19 protein-coding genes and 2 pseudogenes are annotated in these 22,669 nt (G+C 37.4%); 5 read left to right on the forward strand and 16 right to left on the reverse strand.

The window, feature by feature from the left end; translation table 11 throughout:
• Positions 1 to 5 precede the first annotated feature (5 nt).
• From FY049_RS01735 to FY049_RS01750, 4 genes are read right to left on the reverse strand one after another with little or no spacing between them, the layout of a single operon-like run.
• Complete coding sequence (locus FY049_RS01735) at positions 6 to 770, reverse strand: SDR family oxidoreductase (RefSeq protein WP_056513162.1); 765 nt, start codon at positions 768 to 770, stop codon at positions 6 to 8.
• On the reverse strand, positions 763 to 1,830 hold the full coding sequence (locus FY049_RS01740) for an aromatic ring-hydroxylating oxygenase subunit alpha (protein ID WP_004717632.1): 1,068 nt from the start codon (positions 1,828 to 1,830) through the stop codon (positions 763 to 765). The genes FY049_RS01735 and FY049_RS01740 overlap by 8 nt, the downstream gene beginning before the upstream one ends.
• A gap of 17 nt (positions 1,831 to 1,847) precedes the next feature.
• A complete protein-coding gene (locus tag FY049_RS01745) occupies positions 1,848 to 2,147 on the reverse strand; it encodes a recombinase-like helix-turn-helix domain-containing protein (protein ID WP_004823462.1) in 300 nt (99 codons plus the stop codon).
• Positions 2,148 to 2,172: 25 nt separating this feature from the next.
• Positions 2,173 to 2,478, reverse strand: coding sequence for a non-heme iron oxygenase ferredoxin subunit (locus FY049_RS01750; RefSeq protein ID WP_262780924.1), 306 nt, complete (start codon positions 2,476 to 2,478; stop codon positions 2,173 to 2,175).
• A gap of 258 nt (positions 2,479 to 2,736) precedes the next feature.
• Between FY049_RS01750 and FY049_RS01755 the strand changes: the two genes are divergently transcribed.
• On the forward strand, positions 2,737 to 3,552 hold the full coding sequence (locus FY049_RS01755; RefSeq protein WP_004717641.1) for an IclR family transcriptional regulator: 816 nt from the start codon (positions 2,737 to 2,739) through the stop codon (positions 3,550 to 3,552).
• Positions 3,553 to 3,792: 240 nt separating this feature from the next.
• Here the strand turns inward: FY049_RS01755 and FY049_RS01760 are convergent, their stop codons facing one another.
• From FY049_RS01760 to FY049_RS01775, 4 genes are all read right to left on the reverse strand, one after another.
• The gene (locus FY049_RS01760; RefSeq protein ID WP_004823465.1) at positions 3,793 to 4,530 is read right to left on the reverse strand and encodes a PA1136 family autoinducer-binding transcriptional regulator; all 738 of its coding nucleotides are present in this window, start codon (positions 4,528 to 4,530) and stop codon (positions 3,793 to 3,795) included.
• Between the two features lie 128 nt (positions 4,531 to 4,658).
• Positions 4,659 to 5,528, reverse strand: a complete 870-nt coding sequence (hchA, locus tag FY049_RS01765; RefSeq protein WP_446083033.1) for a glyoxalase III HchA — start codon at positions 5,526 to 5,528, stop codon at positions 4,659 to 4,661.
• 482 nt (positions 5,529 to 6,010) lie between these two features.
• Positions 6,011 to 6,871 (reverse strand): Vmh family MBL fold metallo-hydrolase, encoded by an 861-nt coding sequence (locus FY049_RS01770; RefSeq protein WP_446083034.1) that lies wholly within the window; start codon positions 6,869 to 6,871, stop codon positions 6,011 to 6,013.
• Positions 6,872 to 6,896: 25 nt separating this feature from the next.
• The gene (locus FY049_RS01775) at positions 6,897 to 7,553 is read right to left on the reverse strand and encodes a DsbA family protein (RefSeq protein WP_224964089.1); all 657 of its coding nucleotides are present in this window, start codon (positions 7,551 to 7,553) and stop codon (positions 6,897 to 6,899) included.
• 142 nt (positions 7,554 to 7,695) lie between these two features.
• Here FY049_RS01775 and FY049_RS01780 point away from each other — a divergent pair, with 142 nt between their 5' ends.
• The gene (locus tag FY049_RS01780; RefSeq protein ID WP_004717650.1) at positions 7,696 to 8,037 is read left to right on the forward strand and encodes a winged helix-turn-helix transcriptional regulator; all 342 of its coding nucleotides are present in this window, start codon (positions 7,696 to 7,698) and stop codon (positions 8,035 to 8,037) included.
• 177 nt (positions 8,038 to 8,214) lie between these two features.
• On the opposite strand, the gene FY049_RS01785 is transcribed toward FY049_RS01780, so the two are convergent.
• Together FY049_RS01785 and FY049_RS01790 are read right to left on the reverse strand one after the other, a co-directional pair.
• Positions 8,215 to 8,754, reverse strand: a complete 540-nt coding sequence (locus tag FY049_RS01785) for an SUKH-3 domain-containing protein (RefSeq protein WP_151802862.1) — start codon at positions 8,752 to 8,754, stop codon at positions 8,215 to 8,217.
• A gap of 435 nt (positions 8,755 to 9,189) precedes the next feature.
• Positions 9,190 to 9,585: pseudogene (locus FY049_RS01790) on the reverse strand (RHS repeat domain-containing protein); the annotation flags it as partial.
• Positions 9,586 to 9,720: 135 nt separating this feature from the next.
• Here FY049_RS01790 and FY049_RS01795 point away from each other — a divergent pair.
• Positions 9,721 to 9,885, forward strand: a pseudogene (locus FY049_RS01795) (tyrosine-type recombinase/integrase); the annotation flags it as partial.
• Positions 9,886 to 9,982: 97 nt separating this feature from the next.
• On the opposite strand, the gene FY049_RS01800 reads toward FY049_RS01795, so the two are convergent.
• The 6 genes from FY049_RS01800 to soxR all read right to left on the reverse strand — a co-directional run bounded on the left by FY049_RS01800 (position 9,983) and on the right by soxR (position 20,845).
• Positions 9,983 to 10,510, reverse strand: a complete 528-nt coding sequence (locus FY049_RS01800) for a hypothetical protein (protein ID WP_446083035.1) — start codon at positions 10,508 to 10,510, stop codon at positions 9,983 to 9,985.
• A gap of 738 nt (positions 10,511 to 11,248) precedes the next feature.
• Positions 11,249 to 11,443: a hypothetical protein gene (locus FY049_RS01805; protein WP_446083036.1), complete on the reverse strand. Its 195-nt coding sequence runs from the start codon at positions 11,441 to 11,443 to the stop codon at positions 11,249 to 11,251.
• A 206-nt stretch (positions 11,444 to 11,649) separates the two neighbouring features.
• The gene (locus FY049_RS01810; RefSeq protein ID WP_151803476.1) at positions 11,650 to 12,054 is read right to left on the reverse strand and encodes a hypothetical protein; all 405 of its coding nucleotides are present in this window, start codon (positions 12,052 to 12,054) and stop codon (positions 11,650 to 11,652) included.
• Positions 12,051 to 16,925, reverse strand: a complete 4,875-nt coding sequence (locus FY049_RS01815; protein WP_446083037.1) for an RHS repeat-associated core domain-containing protein — start codon at positions 16,923 to 16,925, stop codon at positions 12,051 to 12,053. The genes FY049_RS01810 and FY049_RS01815 overlap by 4 nt, the downstream gene beginning before the upstream one ends.
• Before the next feature lie 15 nt (positions 16,926 to 16,940).
• Positions 16,941 to 20,111, reverse strand: a complete 3,171-nt coding sequence (locus FY049_RS01820; RefSeq protein WP_224964094.1) for a type VI secretion system Vgr family protein — start codon at positions 20,109 to 20,111, stop codon at positions 16,941 to 16,943.
• 272 nt (positions 20,112 to 20,383) lie between these two features.
• The gene (soxR, locus tag FY049_RS01825; protein ID WP_224964095.1) at positions 20,384 to 20,845 is read right to left on the reverse strand and encodes a redox-sensitive transcriptional activator SoxR; all 462 of its coding nucleotides are present in this window, start codon (positions 20,843 to 20,845) and stop codon (positions 20,384 to 20,386) included.
• 290 nt (positions 20,846 to 21,135) lie between these two features.
• Here soxR and FY049_RS01830 point away from each other — a divergent pair, with 290 nt between their 5' ends.
• Both FY049_RS01830 and FY049_RS01835 read left to right on the forward strand, forming a co-directional pair.
• Entirely contained in the window at positions 21,136 to 21,564 is a 429-nt protein-coding gene (locus FY049_RS01830) for a DoxX family protein (protein WP_224964096.1), read from the forward strand.
• The gene (locus FY049_RS01835; RefSeq protein ID WP_446083038.1) at positions 21,561 to 22,664 is read left to right on the forward strand and encodes an efflux RND transporter periplasmic adaptor subunit; all 1,104 of its coding nucleotides are present in this window, start codon (positions 21,561 to 21,563) and stop codon (positions 22,662 to 22,664) included. The genes FY049_RS01830 and FY049_RS01835 overlap by 4 nt, the downstream gene beginning before the upstream one ends.
• Positions 22,665 to 22,669 lie beyond the last annotated feature (5 nt).

Genomic DNA, 22,669 nt, shown 5'->3' on the forward strand with positions numbered 1-22,669 from the left:
ATTCCTTAATTAAAGACAAAACCACCATTTACAGGAATATTCTGTCCAGTCACAAATGAGGACAAATCCGAAAGTAAATAAAGTGCTGTTCCGTTCAGATCCTGTGGTAACTGCTGACGTTGAATCGCACGACCATTTACATATAAATCATGACGATCTTGCGGTACATATTCTGTTGCTTCAACCAGCGTCAATCCTGGAGAAAGCGTATTGATACAAATATTAAATGGCCCTAACTCTCTTGCCATCGAACGGGTCATTGCCAGCAAAGCACCTTTACTTGCAACATAAGCCATCAAGTTAGGTGCGCCCCATAAAGCCGTATCCGATGCCACATTAATTACCTTGCCTGCATCGGACTGCTTGAGATATGGCACACATGCTTTGGTGACTAACCACGTCCCTTTGACATTGATGTTCATGACCCGGTCCCATAGCTCGGCGTCATAATCCATCAAGCTTTTACCACCCACATTGGTCGCAAGTGCAGCGCAATTCACCAAACCATCTATTCCAGCTAAATGTTCAGCTGCTTGCTGAACAGCCTGTTGAATCGAATCAGCATCAGCCAAGTCAATTGTGACCGCAGTCACCTGTAAACCCTGTGCCTGCAATACTGCTGCTTCTTGTTGCACAAGATCTGTCAAGATATCCGCCATGACCACTTGAGCACCTGCTTCGGCAATGGCCTGTGCAAAGTCTCGTCCCAAGCCTCTTGCTGCGCCTGTAACAAAGACTTTCTTGCCCTGCAACAATGCGACATTAACCATGAACTTGTTCCTGCATTTCAATACGGTTTGAGCTATTCAAGCTCGCAATTTTCTTTAACTGCTTTTCCGCTTCTTTTTTCATTAAACGGCGTAAGCGCGATAAACCGACATCATGTTGATAGAGGAATTCATGTTGACGTGCGTTTGGCGCAAGATTTTCTAAAATAATTCGATCTTGTTCCAAGACATCCCAATGCAGTTTTTCTAAATGATTGCGATAAAGAAAACGCCAAACATTACGTTGCCAACCACTGACTTTACGACAACGCCAGAAAAAAACACGGGTATTTTGAGCATCAATCGGTGTGGCATAACCCACAATCCAAAACTCACCGCCTGGACCAAAATCTTTACGATAAGGAATCGAAAGACGCAACCAACTTGCACCAGTATTGGCATATTCAACCCAGTCAAAATTGACCCCTGTTTGCCCTTCTTTTTCAAAGACAAAACCATTTTCAGTTGAGCGGTGTTTCATTTCTGCAGTACGCTCACCGTCCGCCATTGAGTGCGAGGTACAATGCAAATAGGTGCCATGCATTGGATCCATTACATTATCAATCGCATATTGATGATTGACCTTCCAATCTGCTTGGCATAGAAATGAACTCCACTCCCCACTCGCCAATTGCTCAGGAAAATCAAGTGGTTTAGCGACTTCATTTGGATCAATGCCAAACCACAGGAAAATTGCACCATGTTGCTCAATCACTGGGTAGCTTTTCACACAGGTTGTGCCTTTCATTGGGCATTCATGTACTGCGGGTACATCTTCAACCTTGCCATCATGGCGAACTTCAACGCCGTGATACCAACATGCCACGCGATTACCTAAGTTCCAGCCTAAAGAAAGACGCGCACCACGGTGCGGACAACGATCTTCTAAAGCATGCACCTGACCTTGGTCATCACGCCAAACCACGATATTTTCACCTAAACGGGTAATACCCACAGGATTGGCTGCGACTTCCCAACTTGCCAGTACCGGATGCCATTGATCACGTAAACCTAAATCTAAATACTCCTCAACACTCGGAGTCACTGTTACTGCTGCATTCATCACTGTTCTTCCTTGAATCAATAACCTAAACGTTGCATTTCTTCAGAAAATGTTTCAGAAGTCCAAAGTTCACCAGACTCGCAACGAAAACCTTGTTGATTTAAAGATTGAACTAAATCGGTAAGTTCTGTTACGCCTGAAGAAAAGGCTTGAATTAAATGTTGAACAAAATCCTGCTCATAGACTGTTGGCACTTTATAACGTGTTTGCCAAACCAAAAGCTCTGGCTGTCCCGGTATTTGAATATTGTTGATCCCTGCTTCGGTCGCTGGCGTGGCATGAATCCAGTTCGCTAGCTTCTCATTAAATGTTTTCATGAGATTCCATCCTTATAAATAAGACTTATAGTTGAATTTGAACGTCCTGCCCTTCAACACGTACGGGATAAGTACACAAATCACGACATCCCGGTCCACTCTTTAGCTCACCTGTTTGAATATCAAAAATTGCCTCATGTAATGGGCATTCCACGGTTTGATCTTCAATAAAACCTTCTGTTAGTAACGCAAAGGCATGTGGGCAAACATTCTCGATCGCAAAATAATTGTCATCGATTAAAAAAACACCAATTTTCTTACCCTCGACTTCTATGGCTTTCGGCTCGTCTTCGGTAATGTCATCTTGCTGACAAACTGAGATCCAACTCATTTTTGCATCCTTATTTGTTTTATATATAAAACTTAATTTAGCATTTAAAACATAATGAATAGCATAAGCTTTGATCATTTTGCTTGTCAAATACTATATTTTTATGTTTTTCAATGAATTAATAAAAAGTTATATTTTTAGATGTTTCTTAATCAAAAAAATGTTTTATATATAAACATTGAGATTAGAAAAATTGATGATTACTATAGTGGTATTCCATGTGCAGGAATTGCAAAATAAACATAGGGCAACTTGGCAATGAACTTAATAAATGATGCTCTCTTGGAGCAAAATGCTGAACCCAATAATGATGAACGTTATTTAGTACCGGGTTTGGTGCGTGGCTTAGCCATTTTAAAATTATTTGATCAACAGCATCAGGAAATGACCATTTCTGAAATCGCAGAAAAATTAGATGTAAACCGTTCGAGTGCTTTTCGTTTAATCCACACCTTAGAGTTTTGTGGTTATTTAAGAAAAATGTCGCAAAAGACTTATGCGCTGAACAGCAACGTGATGGAACTTGGTTTTAACAGCTTATCCAAATCATCGCTGACTGATCTGGCTAGCCCCATCATGCGTGAATTACGCGATAAAATTAAAATTGCTGTGCATCTTTCGATTTTAGAAGGCACCGATATTGTCTTTATCAGCAATGCCCAATCTATTGGTTCATTTACCAGTAATGTGCATATTGGTACACGTTGGCATGCCCATGCCACCGTAATTGGACAATTAATTTTATCTCGCCTTTCCGAGGCTGAAGTGGTTAAGCGTTATGAACATTTTACCGATTGGAAAGTCTATTCTGATCGTACACCACGTGATTTGGCGAGTTTATTAGAACGTTTAAACTATGTCCGCAGTCAGGATTTTATGATCAGTTGGGGGCACTTTAATACCGATATGGCTGCCAGTGCTGCACCTATTTATAGTCAGGCAACTCAAGAAATCGCTGCCGTATTATCTGTAAGCTGCCCATTGAGCACCTATACAGAAGATTTATTTAGAGGTGAAATTTCTCAAAATGTGGTTGAGTATGCTGATAAAATTTCAAAATTTATTTATTTTTAAGCATCGATAAATCTAATTACTTCAATTTAGGCATAGTGAAGACTAACCAAATTTTCTACACATACACGCCAAATAAGAAGTCCTTCTGGTTTTTTATTTGGTGATCATTATTATTTTATTTCTTTTCTTCTTTTTTTGAGGGGGGGCTTAAAATCTCAATGCTCACGCTATGCTTCTTAAAAGAATCGCTGCGCTTTTGGCTAAACCTGAATGTTTAAAAGTCGCAAACATTGGGCTGCTTTATAATTCAATTTCTCTACTGATGATGGCAGAAGCAATTGCTTGAGCAGTAGATTTTACTCCTAAGCGCTTTCTTATACTGCGTAAATGATTTTCAACAGTTCTCTCTGAAATTTTTAAAATGTCGGCAATCTCAAAATGCTTTTGACCCACTGCTGCCCATTTTAAAACTTCTTTTTCACGTTTGGTCAGTATTTTTTTATGCGCAATTCTATGCTTTTGTTTATGTAAAATTTCACCAAAAGCAATATTACAAACCATCTGTACTGTGAGTTTAAAATCAGCACCCATATCCGAAATTTCACCCGCAAATGAAATTGCCCCTTCTAAACCTGTTCGACCAAATACGGGCACTTGTATTCCATTGACCTCACCAAGATGCAGAGGGCTTTTGATAATCCGATAGGTTTCTTTTGCAGTTTTTTTATGCGAGCTCTTTGCCCAAAAAAAGGCTTCATCATATTCAAAAATATGCTTGGTGATTGGGCAGCGGCGTAAATAAACTTCACGCTCTTCGATATTGCTGCGATCAACCCAGTTACCATGCACAAAGAAAACCTCATCAATCCATTCATGTTGGTTTTGAGGTGAAACACTACATACAATAATCCGATCAAAATTTAGCTGAGCGGCAAATCCCACCAGAATTTTAAATAGACTTTCGAGGTCACGCGCTTGTCTCAATTGGTGAACGGTCTGAAACAATAAATCGGCCAGTTGATTGCTTGCAAGTCTCATAAAGCAGTCTTCTCACTAAACTGAACACTTAAAACTAAAATATTGGAGATCAGTAGCAGATCGCCTCTAGATCTCCAATATTGAGATAAAAAATTGCGTCTAAATAGAAACAACGTCTTGATTGATGCTTATACCAATTCAGGATCAGCCAATAAGGTTTCAGCGGCTAACTTACCTAAATTATGCGATGCCAAAGGACTATCTCCAGTCAGAAGTTTTCGGTCTTTATGGACCTGCCCTGTAATACCTTTATTTAGGATTTTAACGCCTAATTTATCGAGATTTTCACCCACCAACCATTGTAATGGCCCAGGCATATAACCAATTTCAATATTTGCGCCTTTATCTAAAAAGTCAGGAAATACACAAATTTCATAATCTTTGAATATATAGTTTTCTGGTTTTTCATCGACGGCTGCGGCAAGTAAAGCTGCGGGTCCATGACACAGTGTAATCACATATTTATCGTTGTTTATCGCCCATTCTAAAACTTTTTTAACACTTTTACTTTCAGGAATTTTCGCGAGTACACCATGACCACCGGGAATGAAAACCCCTGCATATGGCGAGTTTCCAGCAATGATCTCGTCCAAAATATCATCAAGCTTTAACGGGTTTTTAAGTTTTTCAGCATACTTTGCATAAGTATCTAAAACCACCTTATCTTCATTCGGCATCGCCCACATTTCCAACTTGGCAGGATTGCCTGAGAGCGTTGCAATATCAAACTCAAAGCCTGCATTGTCTAAATGAAATACTGGAAGTAACATTTCAACGGGATGATTTCCTGTAGAAAAGAATTTACCGTTTTGCATCAGGATATAGCGCTCATCCGTTGCAATCATCAGAATTTTTTTGTCGCCACGATATGGGTTGGAATAAGTCGTACCGTCATAATCTGTTTTCGATGCGGTGTACTGGCTTAAAGAATAAGGGGATGGAAAAAATGCATTATCTTCAGCAGTATCTGGTGTAGGTATTTTACTTAGTTCAGTCATTTTTTACTCCAAGCGTTCTTATAGAGGATATATTTAGAGGATATATTCAACATGCACAGTATATTCTGCCCTAAAAAGATTTTTGAATGAGGGAAAACCCCTATTTCTACAATTTTAAAACATATGCTGAATTCAATTTTTATCAGGCTGTCGCTGCCAATAAACCCTGCTTTCTTTAACATTAAGTATATGATTTTTAATTAATTATATTTTAAGAAAGTTTTATATTTTCTACGATCAATACTCACGCTCGATACAGAAATACAACGTAGCGATGAAATGAAATACTGTGAGAGATTTTTTAAATGTTGATTGTGTATTGAGCTTTGAAACTCAAAATGCCACTTAGAAAAAATCAATGGCTTCAATGATGAAACTTAACCGTGATCTTAGATTAAGTTTCACCTGATTAGATCAACCCATTATCCTCGTTCACAAGCAATGACGAAGTTCATGAATGTAAAACAACAGGTCATCGTTAATTATTTCCACTCCATCTCACCCGTCAACACTTTAGAGCTTAACTCCAAAGAACTTTCTTCAGCCAAGTTCGGGTATTTTTCTTTTAAAGCAGCAATCACTGATGCTGAATCTTTATGATCTTTTAAAACTTGATCAACATCCACAAGGTATTGATAAGTAAAGTCGATTGCTTGAGTTCCTGTTGGAATATCACCAATATAATGTCCAGGAATCACTGCACGTGGATTTAAACGATTTATTTGTTTTAGCGTTTTTCGCCACTCGTTACGCTCTTTTTCAGTTTGTGCATCTGCTGTCCACAGATGAATCCCTGAAGATAGCCCTACACCACCTAGAATTGTACGATTGCTTGGAACCCAAAGATAAGATGCGTATTTACCCGGTGATTTGATCTCAATTTTTTCACCTTCTAGCACAATGGTTTTATCTTCACTAGCACTCGGTACAATCACTTGAGATGGCGCACCATTTTTTAAGATAGGCCCCCAATAAGCAAACTTGCCTTCTTTGGTTGCTTCAATATGTTTAACAACTTCAGGGGTTGCAATCACTTTTGCATCTGGAAATGCTTGAACCAGTGGCTCTAAACCAAAATAAAAATCTGGATCACCCGCTGTAATCACAATATATTTAAGGTTTTTACCGCTGTCTTGAATGATTTTAACCAAGTTCTTTGCATCGTTAACACTGAATTGCGCATCGACCAGCACTGCATCTTTTTCACCCGAAATAAGTGTAGATGTAACTGGAAAAATGCCTTGTGCTTGTGGGTTATAAACTTTATAGCTTAACTCTGCTGCAAATGCAGAAGCACTCAACATCACTGAACTTGCAAGAAGTGATTTTAAAAATAATTTCATATTGTTGGCTCTCTTTAGAATTAAATTAAGATTTAAGTAGTTGTTGCTCTAAAAAACGTACAAAATCCTCTGATTTATTATAAAAACCATGAAGCGGTATTTTGCCCATTTCACCATGTTGATTTTCATACACCAATGTTGGAAAACCTTGTCCTCGAACATGGGATAATAATTGGCGTGCATGTTGAATATATTCATCTTGTTGATCTTGATCGATCTCAACTAAATATTTTAACCATTGGTCATTATTCAGTCCTAACTCGACAGCAAATTGCGCCAGCACACTATATTGTGTGACATTTAGACCTTTTTGATAGTAGCCCTGTTGTATTAAATTTAATAACGATATCATCGCGCTATGCCCTACCCCCTGCTGAATACTCAGTAAAGCATGAGTTGCAGGGATAGAGTTCATGATCAGTGTGCTGTCTTTAAGCAAACCATTTTTATAATCATCACCAAAATCAACACCTGTGAGTTGATGGATTTGTTCATCATAGTGAATGATCTGTGTTCGCATTGCTGCTGTCATTTGTGGTTGATGATCTTCACTATAAAGTCCACCAAAATGTAGACGTTGTAGATTTGGAAATTTTTCTTCGACTGCATTAATTAAAGGCAGTGCACCATAACTCCAGCCGCAGATCGGGTCGATAATCCAGTGTAGAATTGGAGAAGCCATAAATTAACTCTCATCTATAAATATATGATTCAAAATATGTGAAAAGCCACACAGTTTTGCTGATATTTGTTATAGTAAATAATAAGCTTACTTTTTGTAAGTACTTACTAAAAAGTAAGTGTTTTTTAGTCGTGGAAAGTTTATGAATACTGATGAATCTTGTTTAGCCGCAAATGTGTTGTCAAAGAATTGCCCCTCTCGGGTTAAGCTTATGCATTTAACCAATCGTTGGGGCGTTTTGGTAATGTTCTGTTTAAGAAGAGGAACACACCGTTTTAGTGAGTTAAGACGTAGAATTGATGGCATCAGTGAAAAAATGTTGACTCAAACTTTACGTGATTTGGAAAATGATGGTTTTGTGATTCGTAAGGAATACCCAATTATTCCGCCACATGTAGAATATTCTTTATCTGAAAATAAAGGGGTTGAAGTCGCTGAAAAAATTTATGATTTGGTTCAATGGATTGAACAAAATGAAAATTAACTAGGAATTGTTATAAGTTGTGTCTTTAAGGTTCTTTATTTTTGGGGGAAAGGCTTATTCATTTATAAATAATATTACTGAATAAGCCTTTAATGATAGCTTTTATGCAACAAAGCCATTCAGTTAGTATTTTTAAAACAGACAAAAATATATTTTTAGGTCTATTGTCAAAAACAATTAAATATCATTAATATGATATTTTTCTTGTGTTTTTTCATTAAGGAAAATACCATTTCCTAATGCTATATAACTTACCCCTTGATTATATATGAGATTATAAAGCCCTTCATAAAAACTTCCACCTAAATAATAAAGATCTCCAGAATCAGGTACTTCATAGATTCGCCCATCTATATCAATTAAAACATCACGCCCAGCTTTCGTACAAAAACATACTAATTTTTTATTACCACCTAATAACTCTATATATTCACCATTAAACTCATCACTGCAATCATAATTAGCTAGTTTTGTACTTATTTCACCAAATATATAATACGTATTTTGTAAGTCTATATCATCTAATGGCTTATTAAAATAGAACTTTTTCTTTACAAAAGTAATATACCATAGCGACCTTAAAAATAATTCAACATTAGGCTCAAATTCTTTCAAGTCAAATGGTAAGCTATCTAATAATATATCTCTTTCTGGATACCACCCTGCAAAATATAATAACTCATAAAATTCAGAACTAATTTGATGTGGAAACTTCATTTAAAACCTCAATCTACCATTTGATTTCACAGCATCTAGAACTTCAAAACTTGTTAACGCTCCAGAACATGACCCACAGGCAGGAATATACTGACCATTATCAACACGCATCGCTACTGAGACTGCCTGTTTCAGTCTTTTTTTGGAATTTAGCCCTTGCCCTAGAGAACAGACTTCAGCACAATTCCCATGCCCTTTTCCTCTGTCCCCTAACTCAACATCATCATAAGCTTTTTTAACAGAATTTGGAGCTTTATCTAATAAAGTATACCCTGTTACATTCGTTCTATTATTGATACCTGTTAAAACATTACCATCTTCAGTTACGATTGCATTTACTACTCGTGCTCGTTGTGAAGCTGGTTTAGCTAATTCCTGAGCTCTAAGCCTATTAGCTGCTAATACTGCTCTGTCCTGCTGTTGACTTAATGTTAATTTTTTATTTAAACCTAAACTATCTATCCATGCTACAGGGTTAGGTGCATACGCATAAGAATTATTCCCCCCTAACAATCCAATCGGATCTTTACTTACAAACCGCCCCACATAAGGTGAATAATACCGATAACGGTTATAATGCAAACCTGTTTCTTCATCAAAATACTGACCTTGGAAACGAATATTATTGCTGATGATTTCTGAGTTTTCAAAGAAACTAGATTTAGCTTTTTCAGTTTTACACTCACCCCAAGCTTTATATTCAGCTTTCCAAATGATCGCACCAGAGTGATCACTCATTTCCTGAGGTGTACCAAGATGATCACAGTGATAGAACCATACTTCATCAAAGCCTTTGCTTTGTTTCGTAGTTTTGCATAAAGGATCATGATATTAAATTAGAGGTGCAGCATGACCGATAAAACTCTTTTTAGTTATTATCAATTGGTCAACATTGAACTTAACAATCGCATTGTAATGGCTCCACTAACACACAATCATGCAGAAAAGGGACCTGTTCCAAGTAGTTTTGCTGCGGATAAAACCGATTACCCACGTGAGGTCTGTGAGCATGTATTAGCTCATAAACTACCAGATGTGGTAGATGCTGCTTACCTACGTGGAGCTTATCTTGAGAAACGTAAAGCATTAATGGCGAATTGGGCTGAGTTTTGTAAAATATATATGGCATAAAATTTATGCTTCTATCCTTTTAGATAAAAGCATTGTTGAGTTTATTGCATTTATAAATAGCTAAACTAAAGCAAATAGACTTACACCTGTGATAATCTTATTCATAAAAAAACTCTATAAAATATTCTATATCTTCAACAGCCGCTTGTATTTCTAAATTCGCCCTAACTTCTTTAATAAATCCTTCAACATACCCACCATTCTCTTTTCTAGGATTTAAATTATATTTGTTAATAATTAGCTCTTGAATTAAATTAATTGCCTTTAAGAAACTATATATATCTTTTGAAACAATATAAAGTGTGTCACCTGAAATGCATGCTCCAACTTTTCCAGAATCATTATCAATATAAACAATATTAGTATCATGCTGTGTTAAAAACACTGTACTATCTCTATCAAATATATCACTAAACATATACTGAATTTCTTGAACAGAATCACTTCCTAGAAAATCATTAATATTTCCTCCAATATCAATATTGAAATCACATTCGGGAATAGAATTTTTATAAATTAAAAATTGATCATTATCTAGCTCACTTTTCTTAATCAAAAATGATGATTCACCGTATATCTTTTGATTATTTATACTAATTTTTTCCAATAAGTTAATAAGATTCATATCTATTCCTAAAAATTAAATTTTACAGCCTTTGTTAAACTGATTAATCATCGTTTCGCGATCAATTAGTCTTCCACACATCCATTTTTCTTTAGCTCCATTAAATTGCTGACCTTCTAAGCCAAAAAAATTATTTTTCTTTATTTTATATTTAATCCTATCACTCCATTAAAAACGCTCAGGAAAAGCATTTATTGAATCAGTTATTGTTTCCCACTCGTCAAAATAATCAAAACTATCATTATTCGCATAATCAATAATCTTATAATCATTTTCAGTATTGAATTTACTGCTATAAAAATTACCCTTTCCAAAAAACTATAAACTCTATAGCACTTTCTAACACTTGATCCCAAATCTTCATTTATTTTCCTCTCTCATGGTTTTCCATAATAAATCACCCCAATATAAAAAAAAGCTCAATAACTTATCACTGAACTTTGTATAATTTAAAAAATATTGGTTCGGTCTTACAATTTATTCATTTGAAAATACTATTAAACGGCCTTCGGGATATTTCCCCTCCCATCCACATGGCCAGCCTCCTGCTAAGTACACTGCAAGTACTTCATTAAAAGAATTATTATCTAGTTTTGTATAATCATTAAAAATAATTTTTGTAAAATCATCATAAATGCTACCAATTAAGTAGGGGATAGCTTCATTTAACTTCGGATCATGAATAACTCTTTCATTAATTTTTTTCTAACAAAGTTAAAAATTTTAGTTGTTAAACCATCAATAATCATTATGTTTCTCCATATACAACTCATCCATATTTACAATTTCATCTGATCTAACCATATTCCACTCTTGAAGCTCTACTTGCCCATAGCTTTCTATTCGAAAATTAAAAATATTATCCGCTAATATCGGATCATTAATCTTGAGATATCCGAAGTTTAATTTTGATTCATTTAATGGATTTTTCAAAAAACCACCATTTCCTAAAAAATTTAGAATTAATGAATTAACATTTTCTTCTAATTGCTTACTTATTTAGAATTACACTTAACTTTTTTTACCGATCTTAACTAATTTTCATTACAGCCCATTATCACTTTAAAAAAGATAAAATTAAAAACACTTAGCCGAAAAAAATTATTTTCTAATAATACTCTTACGTCATAAATAAAAGATTAACTATGAAGTAACTCTACTTTTATCTTATCTAAGTTTTCGCATGGAATTACTACTTTAAAACTACCTACAACTTTGAAAATTTTTTTAAATTTACTTTCTCTTAAACCGTAAGCACAGCAATTTCCTTCTCTCATTTCATACATAAAATCACCAAAATCTGTGGCTGGAATATAGACTCCATTTTTTATACCTAACTGACTCTCTATATCTTCAATTGATAAAAAACATATACCATCACTTTTACTTGAAAAACTATTAAAAAAATTTTCAAAAGGGAAAGTTAATCGAATAGTCTTCCCAAGATATTCATGAGCTATGATTAAACTTACTTCGTTTTCATCACAGCTCAAACTCAATAATTTTGAATCATCGCTATTTTCAATAATTTCTAATACATTCATGGGCAACCTTGAGCCTTTTTATATTTACCATAAAAATCATCAACCATACCTGCATTCTCTATTTTATCTTTCATAAATAAGTGACCTTTCTTTCCTCCTACATCATAGTTCAAATGTGGGAAAGTAGAAGTACCTACACCTTTCCCCCAATCACCATGATTCCAATATACTGACTCTCCTTTAGAATTCTTCCAACCATTCCACTGACCTTTTTCATTATAAGTTTTAACAGCCCCAGGTCCTAACATTTTGGCTCCAGCATTCATCGCATCATTTTTATTATTATACAAATAGTCATCTTTTCTAGCATCATCTGCACTAACTTTTTTACCAGATGCCCCAATACAATTTATTAATTTTTTTGTATTTTTACTTTTTGCATTAACAGGTAAAGTCTTAGTTCTACTCCTTAAGCCTAAAGGATCTATCCATTCTATGGTATTAGGCGCATATACGTATAAATTATAGCCTCCGTCTAGGCTTATAGGATCTTTACTTACAAATCTTCCAACATAAGGCGAGTAATAACGATGCCTATTGTAATGCAGCCCTGTTTCTTGATCAAAATACTGCCCCTGAAAGCGTATGTTATTACTGATGATTTCTGAATTTTCAAAGAAATTTGATTTAGCCTTCTCAGTCTTACACTCACCCCAAGCTTTATATTCAGCTTTCCAAATGATCGAACCTGTATGGTCTGTCATTTCCTGCGGTGTACCCAAATGGTCACAGTGATAGAACCATACATCATCAAAGCCTTTGCTTTGCTTGGTAGTTTTCCATAGTGGGTCACGATGTACACTATACGGCTTGTCTGACCAATCAGGTGTTTGATGTAGTTCTATAGGGCTTTGATAGACGGCTTGCAGCATCGGCACAAAGCTGTCTTTTTCGTAAATATAGTGTTTAGTTGCTTGCTCTGTTGATTCATAGGCAAGTGTGTCGCCATCCCATCCATAGATGATGTTATGTTCATCCCCTGTATGATGCTGCTTACTACGTTTTTGGATACGGCGACCTAACGCATCATAGCGATACTCTGCAGTAAATTGGCTATTTCGACTCTTGATCATTCGTCCGTAAACATCCCACTCAAGATTTAAATCACCTTGCGTTGATTTTTGTCGGACCAATTGTCCGTATGCATCATATTGGTATTGTTGATCAAGGTATTCTTTGACCACGTTATTGACTAGACGATTGTAGCCATAGCCTTTTTCTTCTGCTGTTTGTTTATGGCTTTTGGCTTTGCCATCGTTGTAACGATCAACAATATTGCTGGCAGGGTCAAAACTAAAGGTTTCTTTACCGAGTTTACTACTGGCTTCAAGTAAGCGTCCAACAGGGTCATATTTATATGCAATGTTGCCACGACGTGTATCTTTGATCGCTGTCAGCTCACCTGTTTTATCATATTGATATAGTCGTTGTACCAATTGGCTAGTTTGTTGTAGTGCATTGTTCTTTTCTTGGTTTGGGACTTTGTATTGGTTTTGGTAACCATTGTCATGCTCATTGAGCATGACTTGGCTGTGTAATCGCCCTGCTAAGTCAAACTGTTGCTCTTGGCTAACCCCATTAGCATAGTGGCGAACAACTTCACGATGTAGGTCATCTCGCTCAAAACTCACCAAATCCTGTCCATTGACAATCAGGCTTTGTACATGACCTGTACCATAGGTAAGCCAATCTATATTTTGTCCATCAGGGCGTATGGTTTTGATTCGATCATTGATTTCATCATAACTATGCTTCCATACCGCTGTCTTATGCGTCTTATAATCCTGTTGATGTTCTTTGATTACATTGCCAGCGGCATCATAGAACCATTGTAGATTGCTCTCCTGATTTCTGGCATTCAAGATTCTTCCCATATAGTCGTAGGCAAATTCTTCGGTTTGTTTTGCTTCAAGTTCTAATAAACCGTAATGACCGTAACCAGCTGTACGTTGTTCTAAACGCCCCATACTGTCAAAAATAAATTGTTGAATTCGATCTTTCGGTACTGCACGATCTTTCAGATCTTGCCCATAGGCAGATGCAACTTCAATACTTGTAGTCAAACGACCATTCAATTCATCGTATTGATAAAGAGTTTCTTTAGCATCAAAATCAATTTCTTTAACTAAGCGCCCGCCTGCATCATAAATGAATTCGTAGTTTGCACCATTTTCATTGGTTAATCGTTTTAAACGGCTTAAACGATCCCATTGATATTTTAAAGTATGATTTAAAGCATCCGTGCGTTTGCTAATTAATCCAGCTGCATCATATTCATATTTGGTGATGTATTGCTTCGGATCTACATGAGCAAGCAATCGTCCTTCAGCATCATGCACAAAATGTTCTATAGAACCATCAGGATGCTTGATCTTTTCCAACTGACCAAAGGCGTTCAATGGCAAACCTTTGATTATCGGCTCACCCTGCCCTGTAGTAATTTCTGTATAAAAATATTCATTTTTTTGTTTTAAGGCATTTTCAACAGACTTAACTCGTCCTCGCTCATCATACTGCCATTTAGTTTCTTTACCAGAGCAGTCGGTATAACTAAGTAAATTTCCCTGATCATCGTATTTAAGGGCTTTATTACCCCCTTTGGCATCGGTGATTGAAGTCACCAAGCCCATGCTATTGTAGGCATAACCAGTTTCATGTTTCAGCGGATCAATTTCTTTAATCAGGTTGCCTGAACCGTCGTATTGTTTAAACCAGCGACCTTGCTCTGCATCCACCATACCAATCAATTGGTCTTGTTCATCATATTCAAAGTAAGTTGTTGCACCATCTGCTTGCGTTGTCGTGAGAACATTGCCTCGTTCATCATAGCTATAAACTGTTTCTGTGCCATCTGTAGCCACATGTGAAGTAATATTTTTTGCATCATCCCTAAAAAACCATTCCTGTAAATTATCAGGATAAATAATACGATAGGTATAGCCTGTAATGCCGTAGTAATGTTCCGTCACATTACCATCTATATCAGTTACGGTAGTAACACGTACATTCTCATCCCACTCAAGTTTTCTTGCCGAACTATAATCATCAGCCCACTCTTCAATCGCCTTTGAGCTTGGTAATTTTCCATTCCATTTCAAATTCATACCACGTTTTGTCAAGTCTGTATAACGTGTAAGAAGATGATGCTGGTAGGTATATTGGTAAGAAGCACCAAATTCGTTGGTTGCTTGGATCAGATCAGCTTGATCATTGTATACATATGCAGATAACTGACGTTTTAATTGCCCATCCTTCACCAACCATATTTCATCAACCAATTTGTTTTGATTCAGCTTTAAAGCAAGGTGCGCTAAGATATTTTGGTCTTGTTTAAATATAATATCGGATAAATAGCTTTCATCATCAATGCGGTGATCATAACGTAAACCTACACTAAACCCATTTTGGCGCTCTATAGAAACTAGTCTAAATTCATTTTTATATTTTTGGTAATAACGAGATTCATTTGAACCAAATGTAATTGCACGAATATCATCAGAAACTACAGTGTAGGTAAAAGTTTCAATTTCATCGTAAAAGCTTTGCCCAGCCTTTAATTCACGTAGCTTGATAGGACGACCATCTATACCAATATATTCCCAACCTTTCAGTTCAATGTTTTCTTTTGGATTTTTTTCATTATATTGACTACGTTGTACAATTTTACTGCTAAATGGCGTTGTCCAACGTGCGCCAAATATGGATTGGTCATACTGATATAGATTCGAAATATAAGAACGAGCCAAGGGCTCAACCATTAATGGATGAATCAGTGCATCATCATGCGTTAAAAACTCGGTCCCCATTGCAAATGAGATAGAACCGCTTGTTCCACCTTTACAGTTCTTACATTGATTGGCATTGTTAGTCGCAGGATGTTCATCCCTAGATTTTTCTAATTTATTATTGTTCTTTGCATTTTTTGCCTGCGTTGTCTGTGTGGCTTTCACTTGAGCTGACTTGGTCTTTCTAAATCGAGAAGCACCTAATCTCAAGACCTCAAATAACCATCCTATTGTTTGTGGTTCAGCTTTATTTCCTAGTTTTCTGATTTTGGCATTTGCCGTCACACCTACTTTACTGATTGTTGCACCCACATTTAAAACAGGTTGTTTTAAATGTTGCGGAACAAGCATTGAAACGACTTTAGCATTGTTATTTACATTAGTTTTAAACAGGGCTTTACCCCAGTTTTCAGTCATATAAACTATATTTTTACCAGCACGTACAAGATCTCCACTTTTTAATCCCTTAGCAATTCCTGCTGCTTGTTGTTGTGCCCGTGTTGCATTTGCACCTGCATTAGTAAACACTTTCCCCTGTGTCACCACACGAACAATTCCTCCATTGATTTCAGTAGTTGCACCTTGAATGGTATTTCCGCATGATCCTAAAATAGAGTTGAGTTGCGTCAAGCCCGATGCACAAAATTTTTCAATATTACCCGCAACTTGATCATTTAGATGTTTACCAATAACAGTAATTACTGCTTCAGCTAACGCAGCTTTTCCAACCCTCTTTACTTCCTGACGTACTAGAAATAATGCAGGTCGAGCTGAGGTACGAATAGCTGTTGTACCTGGTACGGGAGCAACACCTATTAAATCAATACCTACAGTTGTCCAATCAAAGACATCGGCATTCTGATAACCTTTTTCATAAATTTGGAAAATGTCTGTAACTACATCAATTGCAGCCATAACATTCCCAATAATCGGTACAGTTCCTAATACACTGCTAACTAAGTTCAAACCAACGAGTTGGTGAGTATGGTCTAGTAACCACTTATCAATTTTTTGCTTTGAATTGTTGATGTCTTTAATAGACACTTCATTGAGTGGTTTTACAACTTCTGTTTTTGGTTGAGCCATTGTATTTCTTCTCTATTAGTTCTTATCAAATGGGCTTTTTAAATATTGCGGTAAAACATTTGTTGTTATACCACTGATATTTGAAAGATTAACTTCACTTTTTTGCGAAGCAACAAATCCCCCGCCTAAATTAGCCAGACTACCATTTGATTTTGTATTCGGTAATAAACTTGAAATTTTCTCTGATACCACACCCTGTACTTGATTATTGAGCATTGGTAGCAAAGTTTTAGCACCATCAGATTTAATTTTTTGTGCTAATTGAATATTCTTCATTAAGGTTTTAGGGTCTGTAAGTTGTTTGGTAAAATCGCCTAATGCTGTTTGTGCTTTTTTACTCACATTTGCCAGAAGTGATTCAGATTGTTCTAAATCCTCATCATTTTTATTAGGCCACTCAACTTCACGCTTGAAGTCACTAGACTCATCCCAAGGATCACGTTGATCATCTTCAAAATTAATTTTGACTGCACCTGCTGCTAATCCTGAAACTCTAGCAAAACCTTTATCATCTAATTTACCTGTTACTACTTTGCCTAATACATCGGTGACACTATATTCACCACCTTTTACAAAATTTCCATGCGCATAATCATGCAACAACTCTAAAACGCCTGAAGCACGTTTCGGTGGTGGTGGTAGGCTAGACTTAGCACTTACACTTGCCCCACCCTGAAACACATGCTGCCCAGCATTCACCTCAAACTTCCCACCTGTTTTTGGGAAAATTCCTGAATTATTCAGTGCAATTTGCGATGAACCACCTGTAATCACAACCTCTTTAGGACTACTAATCACAACTTTGTCATCAGTAGATGAAATGGTAATACCCAGCTTGGCAAATACATCTAAAGCATCGGACTGTGCTTGAATTTCAACTTTACTTTGTGCTGCAATGGCTTTAATGCCACCTTGAGCAGCAAATAAACTGAGTTTGTTTTGCGCGTGTGCAATCAAATTCTTTTGCGTACTCAAGTTGATGCTATCGCCTGCAATTTGATTGATCTGCGAATCTGCGGAGATATGAATATCTTCAGGGGTACTTAAGGCAATCCCATCTTGTGAGCTTAATAAAAGCAAGGCTTTATTGAATTTAGCAATTTTTTGCTCAAGCTGTTCTGTAAATTCTTTCAGTTGCTCAATTGATTCAATTTCATCCGTCTTTTGGTTCTTGGCAATATCGCTTAAGGCTTTACTGTTGGTCTGGCTGCCTTCAAGTTGCTTTTTGGCAAGCTCTGAATCAAGGTGATCACCTTTGGCTTGGTCTTGTTTATAGGTTGAAAGCAGTAAACCTTGCCCTGCACGTACTGCTCCCCATTGGTCAGTACGAAGTTCAAAGCCTTCACCACGATCATCACTTTCCGCTTTGTCTTTAGGATGACTCAGTTTGCCCAAGTTGAGTTGGCTGGCGGCATGACTACTTTGTAACTGGCTGCTGATTTGGCCAGTAGTATCATCAAACCTCAGTTGATTGTAACCACTGCCTTGATACTCTCGACTTTTTATTCCTGCCAGTTTCTTGGTATCAGGCAGTTTACCTTTGTCATCAAACTTGCTTGGATGGCGTTGCGCTTCATGGATGCGCCCAACCACAAATGGACGGTCAATGTTGCCATCAAAGAAATCAATCACAACAATTTCACCGATTCTCGGTAAGAATCGCGCACCATAGCCTTCACCTGCCCATGGAGTTAGGACATCGACCCAAGCTGAATCTGTGTCATTGTCATTGGAACCCGCACCGCCATCATGGGTGTTGTCTTCATTACGGCTAAACAGGAAACGAACTTTGATACGCCCCCATTCATCAACATGGATTTCTTCTCCGCTTGGCCCCACCACTTTGGCCCGTTGCGGTGATGCAATCGGTCGGTGTTGTAATGGGTTATAGGCTGGAACCGTGCTGATGTTACGACGTTGAATGGTTAAATTACTGGCTTGACGTTCATCACTCGTGTTGCTGGTGATTTGGGTGGCTTGCCAATTGCTTTGTTGAACTAAAGCGGTGACTTGATCAGTGAGATCTTTGGGTAAGTTATTTTGGTTATAAAAGCTTTTAGCCGTGATTAAAAATTCTTTGTCTGCACCTGAGTGTTGATCTATCTCAGGGTGTTCATTCAGTTCAAACCAATAGCCAACATGTGCATCGCGCACTGTTGACGTTGCTGTAAATTGTTTGGCTTGTGAATCGTAGTAGTTACTGAGGTTTTGGTTAAATTTTTCAATCTGACTGTTGCCCGATGGCGTTGCGCCATCTTCACCATTAAGGTCTTGAATCCATGCAGGGCTAAAGTGCCATGCTTGTTCTAAAGCTAGACTGGCATTGTCATAATTTTCACTATGGCTGTGCTTACTTTGGACACTACCAGCGCCTTCATCAATATCCAATACATCAGCTTGCCAACGTTGGATATACACTGAAGTCGGTTGAATGGAACGCTGACCAATAAAATTGGTAATTGAATCAGTTTTTTCTACGGCGCTGCTTCTATGGAAGCGAATATTGCGGCGTTCTAAGGCACTAAATTGCGAATTGTCATCAATTAAACGAAGCTTTTGTGCTTGGATTTGTTCTGTTGAGCTCGACACTTTAAGTTGTGCTTCATCGATCAGCCAGTTAATCCCTTCACTTCTCATCAAACGGGTCAGGAAGTCAAAGTCACTTTCAGATGCCTGCATAATGAATGGACGCACATCATAGTCTTTGCTTAAGCCACTCTTATCTAAACTTAAGCTTGAGGCAAATAGTGGGCTGCGTTGTGTCCATTCTTGGAATACGGTTTGGATCACATCCACAACCGACTTATTCATAAATACTCGAGAGTTTCTACGGTGTTTCCAAAGTGCTGTTGGGTCTTCTACAGTCAAACGATAGATAGTAAGAGAACCATCAGATGCGCCAATATCGGCTTGGGTCACAATCCCTGAAATACGGGTTAATTCGGATTTATCTGTGACGATATCAATTGCAGCTTGAGTTCCAATAAAGCTTTTTAAAGGGATAGTTGCTGACGTTGCAAGACAGATGAGTTGGAGCCGAACACCCTCATTGATTTGATGTGTTCCATCGATACGTTGTAGGAACACCTGTTGGCTCAACGCCGAATTAGAAAATTGTACGTGAATCGCACGTTTTTGTGCTGATAAGCCAAGCTGCTCCAAAGCAGCGTAAATATTGTTAGACATGCATTATTATTTAATTTTAAATTGTGATGTATTCTACTAAAAAGTTAGGCGGACTGTCTATACAGACCTGTCTATTTATTACTGGTTATTTACACAACACTGACTTGGTTTTGAATATGCCCGTTTTAGCTCAATATCATTATTGATAATGGTCATTTGTACTGATTAAAAGCTTGAAAGTGTGCTTAGAGTTTTTTCACCAAACATAAGTGATCAACAGCTCAAGATAAAAAGCTAAAATATCAATCACATAAAATATTAATATTGGATTCTTATTCACGCTCTAAAATACGGGGACCGGATCCTTCGTGTCTTAATATATCTTCTGGATTACGTAAAGGACATTGCTTTAGAGATAAACAACCACAACCAATACACCAATCCATTTCATCTCTTAAACGTGTTAGTTTTTGAATACGCTCATCTAAATCCTTACGCCAATGCGATGATAACACTGACCATTGTTCTGCGGTTAATTTGCTTCCCATAGGGTAAACACTTAATGCATTTTTAATTTCCTCCAGAGAAATTCCTACTTTTTGTGCAACCTTAATAATTCCAATATAACGTAAGACAATTGATGGAAAACGACGCTGATTTCCATTTGTTCTAATACTTTTAATTAGCCCTTTCGACTCATAAAAATGCAAGGTTGAAACGGCTACACCACTCCGTTTAGCCACCTCTCCTACCGTCATCATTCGATTAAAATCAATTTTTTCTTCTGTCTGCATTTTGATATTTCTCAATATTACTTGAGGTTTTATAATTCAGCAAAGTACATTTGTCAATTGATCTTAGCTGCCATGGCTTTTCATCATTACAACTCAAAATACAAAAAACGCTATCGCCAATTTAAGCCATTGTAAAAATCTTATCCCTCTACAAATTTTCTGATCAAAGCCCATTGACCTAAATATAACTTGAGGTTTTAGACTGCTTGCCACAGCTATTATGAATAACAACAAGCTATTCATTTTAAAGGTTTTAATTATCCAGTCTTATTTCTTCAGGAAATATTCTCATGCCATATTTCATTAAATTAAGTTTAGAAAGCCAATGGCTGTGGGCCATCAGCAGATGTTGTCTTGCGCTTCTATTTCTAAGTTCAGGACTTAGTAAAATTCTTGCTGTTGAAACAGGATTTTTGGAAATGCAGGCGGCTGGTCTAGAGCCTGCGTGGTTATTTAATTATGCTTCTGCGTTGATTCTACTTGTGGGCGCCTATTGTATTTTATTTGAGCGGCATATGTGGTCCGGCACACTGATTCTTTCTGTATTTTTAGCACTGACAATTGTGATTGTGCATCACTTTTGGAACATGTCTGGTATCCAAGCCAATATCGCCTTTTACTTTGCACTTGAACATATTTCAGTGATTGGCGGTCTTTTAGCGCTGACCATTGCCAGTCATTTTCGACAACAACTCCGCAACCTTGGAGTTGTCGCATGAAAAACAACAAATGGCTTTTTCTAATCGCGATCACTTTAATTCTCGTGGGTGTCGCAATCTATTTTTATTTAAATTCTCGTTCAAGTGAAACGCATCAATCTGGCGCTTACCCTCCAGTCAAAGTGGCCTTGAGTACAGTGGTCGAACAAAATATTCCACAAGTGCTTTCCAGTATTGGTGAGTTGGAAGCAATCCGACAAGTCAAAGTGTCAACAGAAACAACAGGTATAATCAAACAGATTTATTTCCAATCTGGACAAGCTGTTCAACAAGGTCAAATACTGATTCAACTCAATACCGATGTTGAACAAGCTCAATTAGGTCGCTTGCAAGCCAAATTGAAACAAGCCGAAATGGCCTATCACCGCACCAAACTCCTGATTGATAGTCATGCGATTTCAAAGGCAGAAATGGATACAGCATTGGCTGATCGAGATATGACGCGTGCAGAAATCCAACAGCTACAAGCCAGCATAAAACAGAAAGCAATTCGTGCCCCCTTTTCTGGTCTCATGGGAATACGCCAAGTGCATCAAGGGCAATATTTAGAGGCAGGCACTGGTATTGCTAATCTGGTCGACTTTCGACAAATTCTTGCCAATTTCACATTGGATGAACAATTGGCATCGAGGTTAAAAATCGGACAATCTGTACAACTCAAAATTGATGCATTTCCTGAAAAGTCCTTTACAGCTGTGGTAAGTGCAATCGAACCGCTGATCACAACATCGCGAACTGTGCAAGGGCAAGCAATTTTAAATAACCATGATCAACAGTTAAAACCGGGCATGTATACCAAATTAGACATCCAAGAATCTGAACGCCCAAGCTTGGTCGTTCCTGAAACTGCAATTACCTATACGGTTTATGGCAATACTGTCTTCCTTGCAAAACAAGACCATAACAAGCTGATTGTGCAACGTGTGGCGGTAGTGCTCGGTGAGCGCCATCAAGCCAAAGTTGTAGTCAAATCTGGGCTCAAAGCAGGTGATCAAGTTGTTGTATCAGGGCAACTTAAATTAAGTGATGGTATGCAAGTTGAGCCGACCGTAAATACACTTGAGCATCCCCAATCTTCCTCGATCAAGCCCAAAGTCTAGGGAGA

The sequence above is a fragment of the Acinetobacter sp. 1125_18A genome, from assembly GCF_052824985.1.

Excerpts from the sequence above, each read along its gene's own strand:
- soxR (WP_224964095.1), bottom strand. The coding sequence starts at position 20,845 with ATGCAGACAGAAGAAAAAATTGATTTTAATCGAATGATGACGGTAGGA.
- FY049_RS01750 (WP_262780924.1), bottom strand. The coding sequence starts at position 2,478 with ATGAGTTGGATCTCAGTTTGTCAGCAAGATGACATTACCGAAGACGAG.
- FY049_RS01770 (WP_446083034.1), bottom strand. The coding sequence starts at position 6,871 with ATGAAATTATTTTTAAAATCACTTCTTGCAAGTTCAGTGATGTTGAGT.
- FY049_RS01755 (WP_004717641.1), top strand. The coding sequence starts at position 2,737 with ATGAACTTAATAAATGATGCTCTCTTGGAGCAAAATGCTGAACCCAAT.
- FY049_RS01740 (WP_004717632.1), bottom strand. The coding sequence starts at position 1,830 with ATGAATGCAGCAGTAACAGTGACTCCGAGTGTTGAGGAGTATTTAGAT.
- FY049_RS01820 (WP_224964094.1), bottom strand. The coding sequence starts at position 20,111 with ATGTCTAACAATATTTACGCTGCTTTGGAGCAGCTTGGCTTATCAGCA.
- FY049_RS01835 (WP_446083038.1), top strand. The coding sequence starts at position 21,561 with ATGAAAAACAACAAATGGCTTTTTCTAATCGCGATCACTTTAATTCTC.
- FY049_RS01830 (WP_224964096.1), top strand. The coding sequence starts at position 21,136 with ATGCCATATTTCATTAAATTAAGTTTAGAAAGCCAATGGCTGTGGGCC.
- FY049_RS01775 (WP_224964089.1), bottom strand. The coding sequence starts at position 7,553 with ATGGCTTCTCCAATTCTACACTGGATTATCGACCCGATCTGCGGCTGG.
- FY049_RS01800 (WP_446083035.1), bottom strand. The coding sequence starts at position 10,510 with ATGAATCTTATTAACTTATTGGAAAAAATTAGTATAAATAATCAAAAG.
- FY049_RS01735 (WP_056513162.1), bottom strand. The coding sequence starts at position 770 with ATGGTTAATGTCGCATTGTTGCAGGGCAAGAAAGTCTTTGTTACAGGC.
- FY049_RS01810 (WP_151803476.1), bottom strand. The coding sequence starts at position 12,054 with ATGAATGTATTAGAAATTATTGAAAATAGCGATGATTCAAAATTATTG.
- FY049_RS01745 (WP_004823462.1), bottom strand. The coding sequence starts at position 2,147 with ATGAAAACATTTAATGAGAAGCTAGCGAACTGGATTCATGCCACGCCA.
- FY049_RS01815 (WP_446083037.1), bottom strand. The coding sequence starts at position 16,925 with ATGGCTCAACCAAAAACAGAAGTTGTAAAACCACTCAATGAAGTGTCT.
- hchA (WP_446083033.1), bottom strand. The coding sequence starts at position 5,528 with ATGACTGAACTAAGTAAAATACCTACACCAGATACTGCTGAAGATAAT.
- FY049_RS01780 (WP_004717650.1), top strand. The coding sequence starts at position 7,696 with ATGAATACTGATGAATCTTGTTTAGCCGCAAATGTGTTGTCAAAGAAT.
- FY049_RS01760 (WP_004823465.1), bottom strand. The coding sequence starts at position 4,530 with ATGAGACTTGCAAGCAATCAACTGGCCGATTTATTGTTTCAGACCGTT.
- FY049_RS01785 (WP_151802862.1), bottom strand. The coding sequence starts at position 8,754 with ATGAAGTTTCCACATCAAATTAGTTCTGAATTTTATGAGTTATTATAT.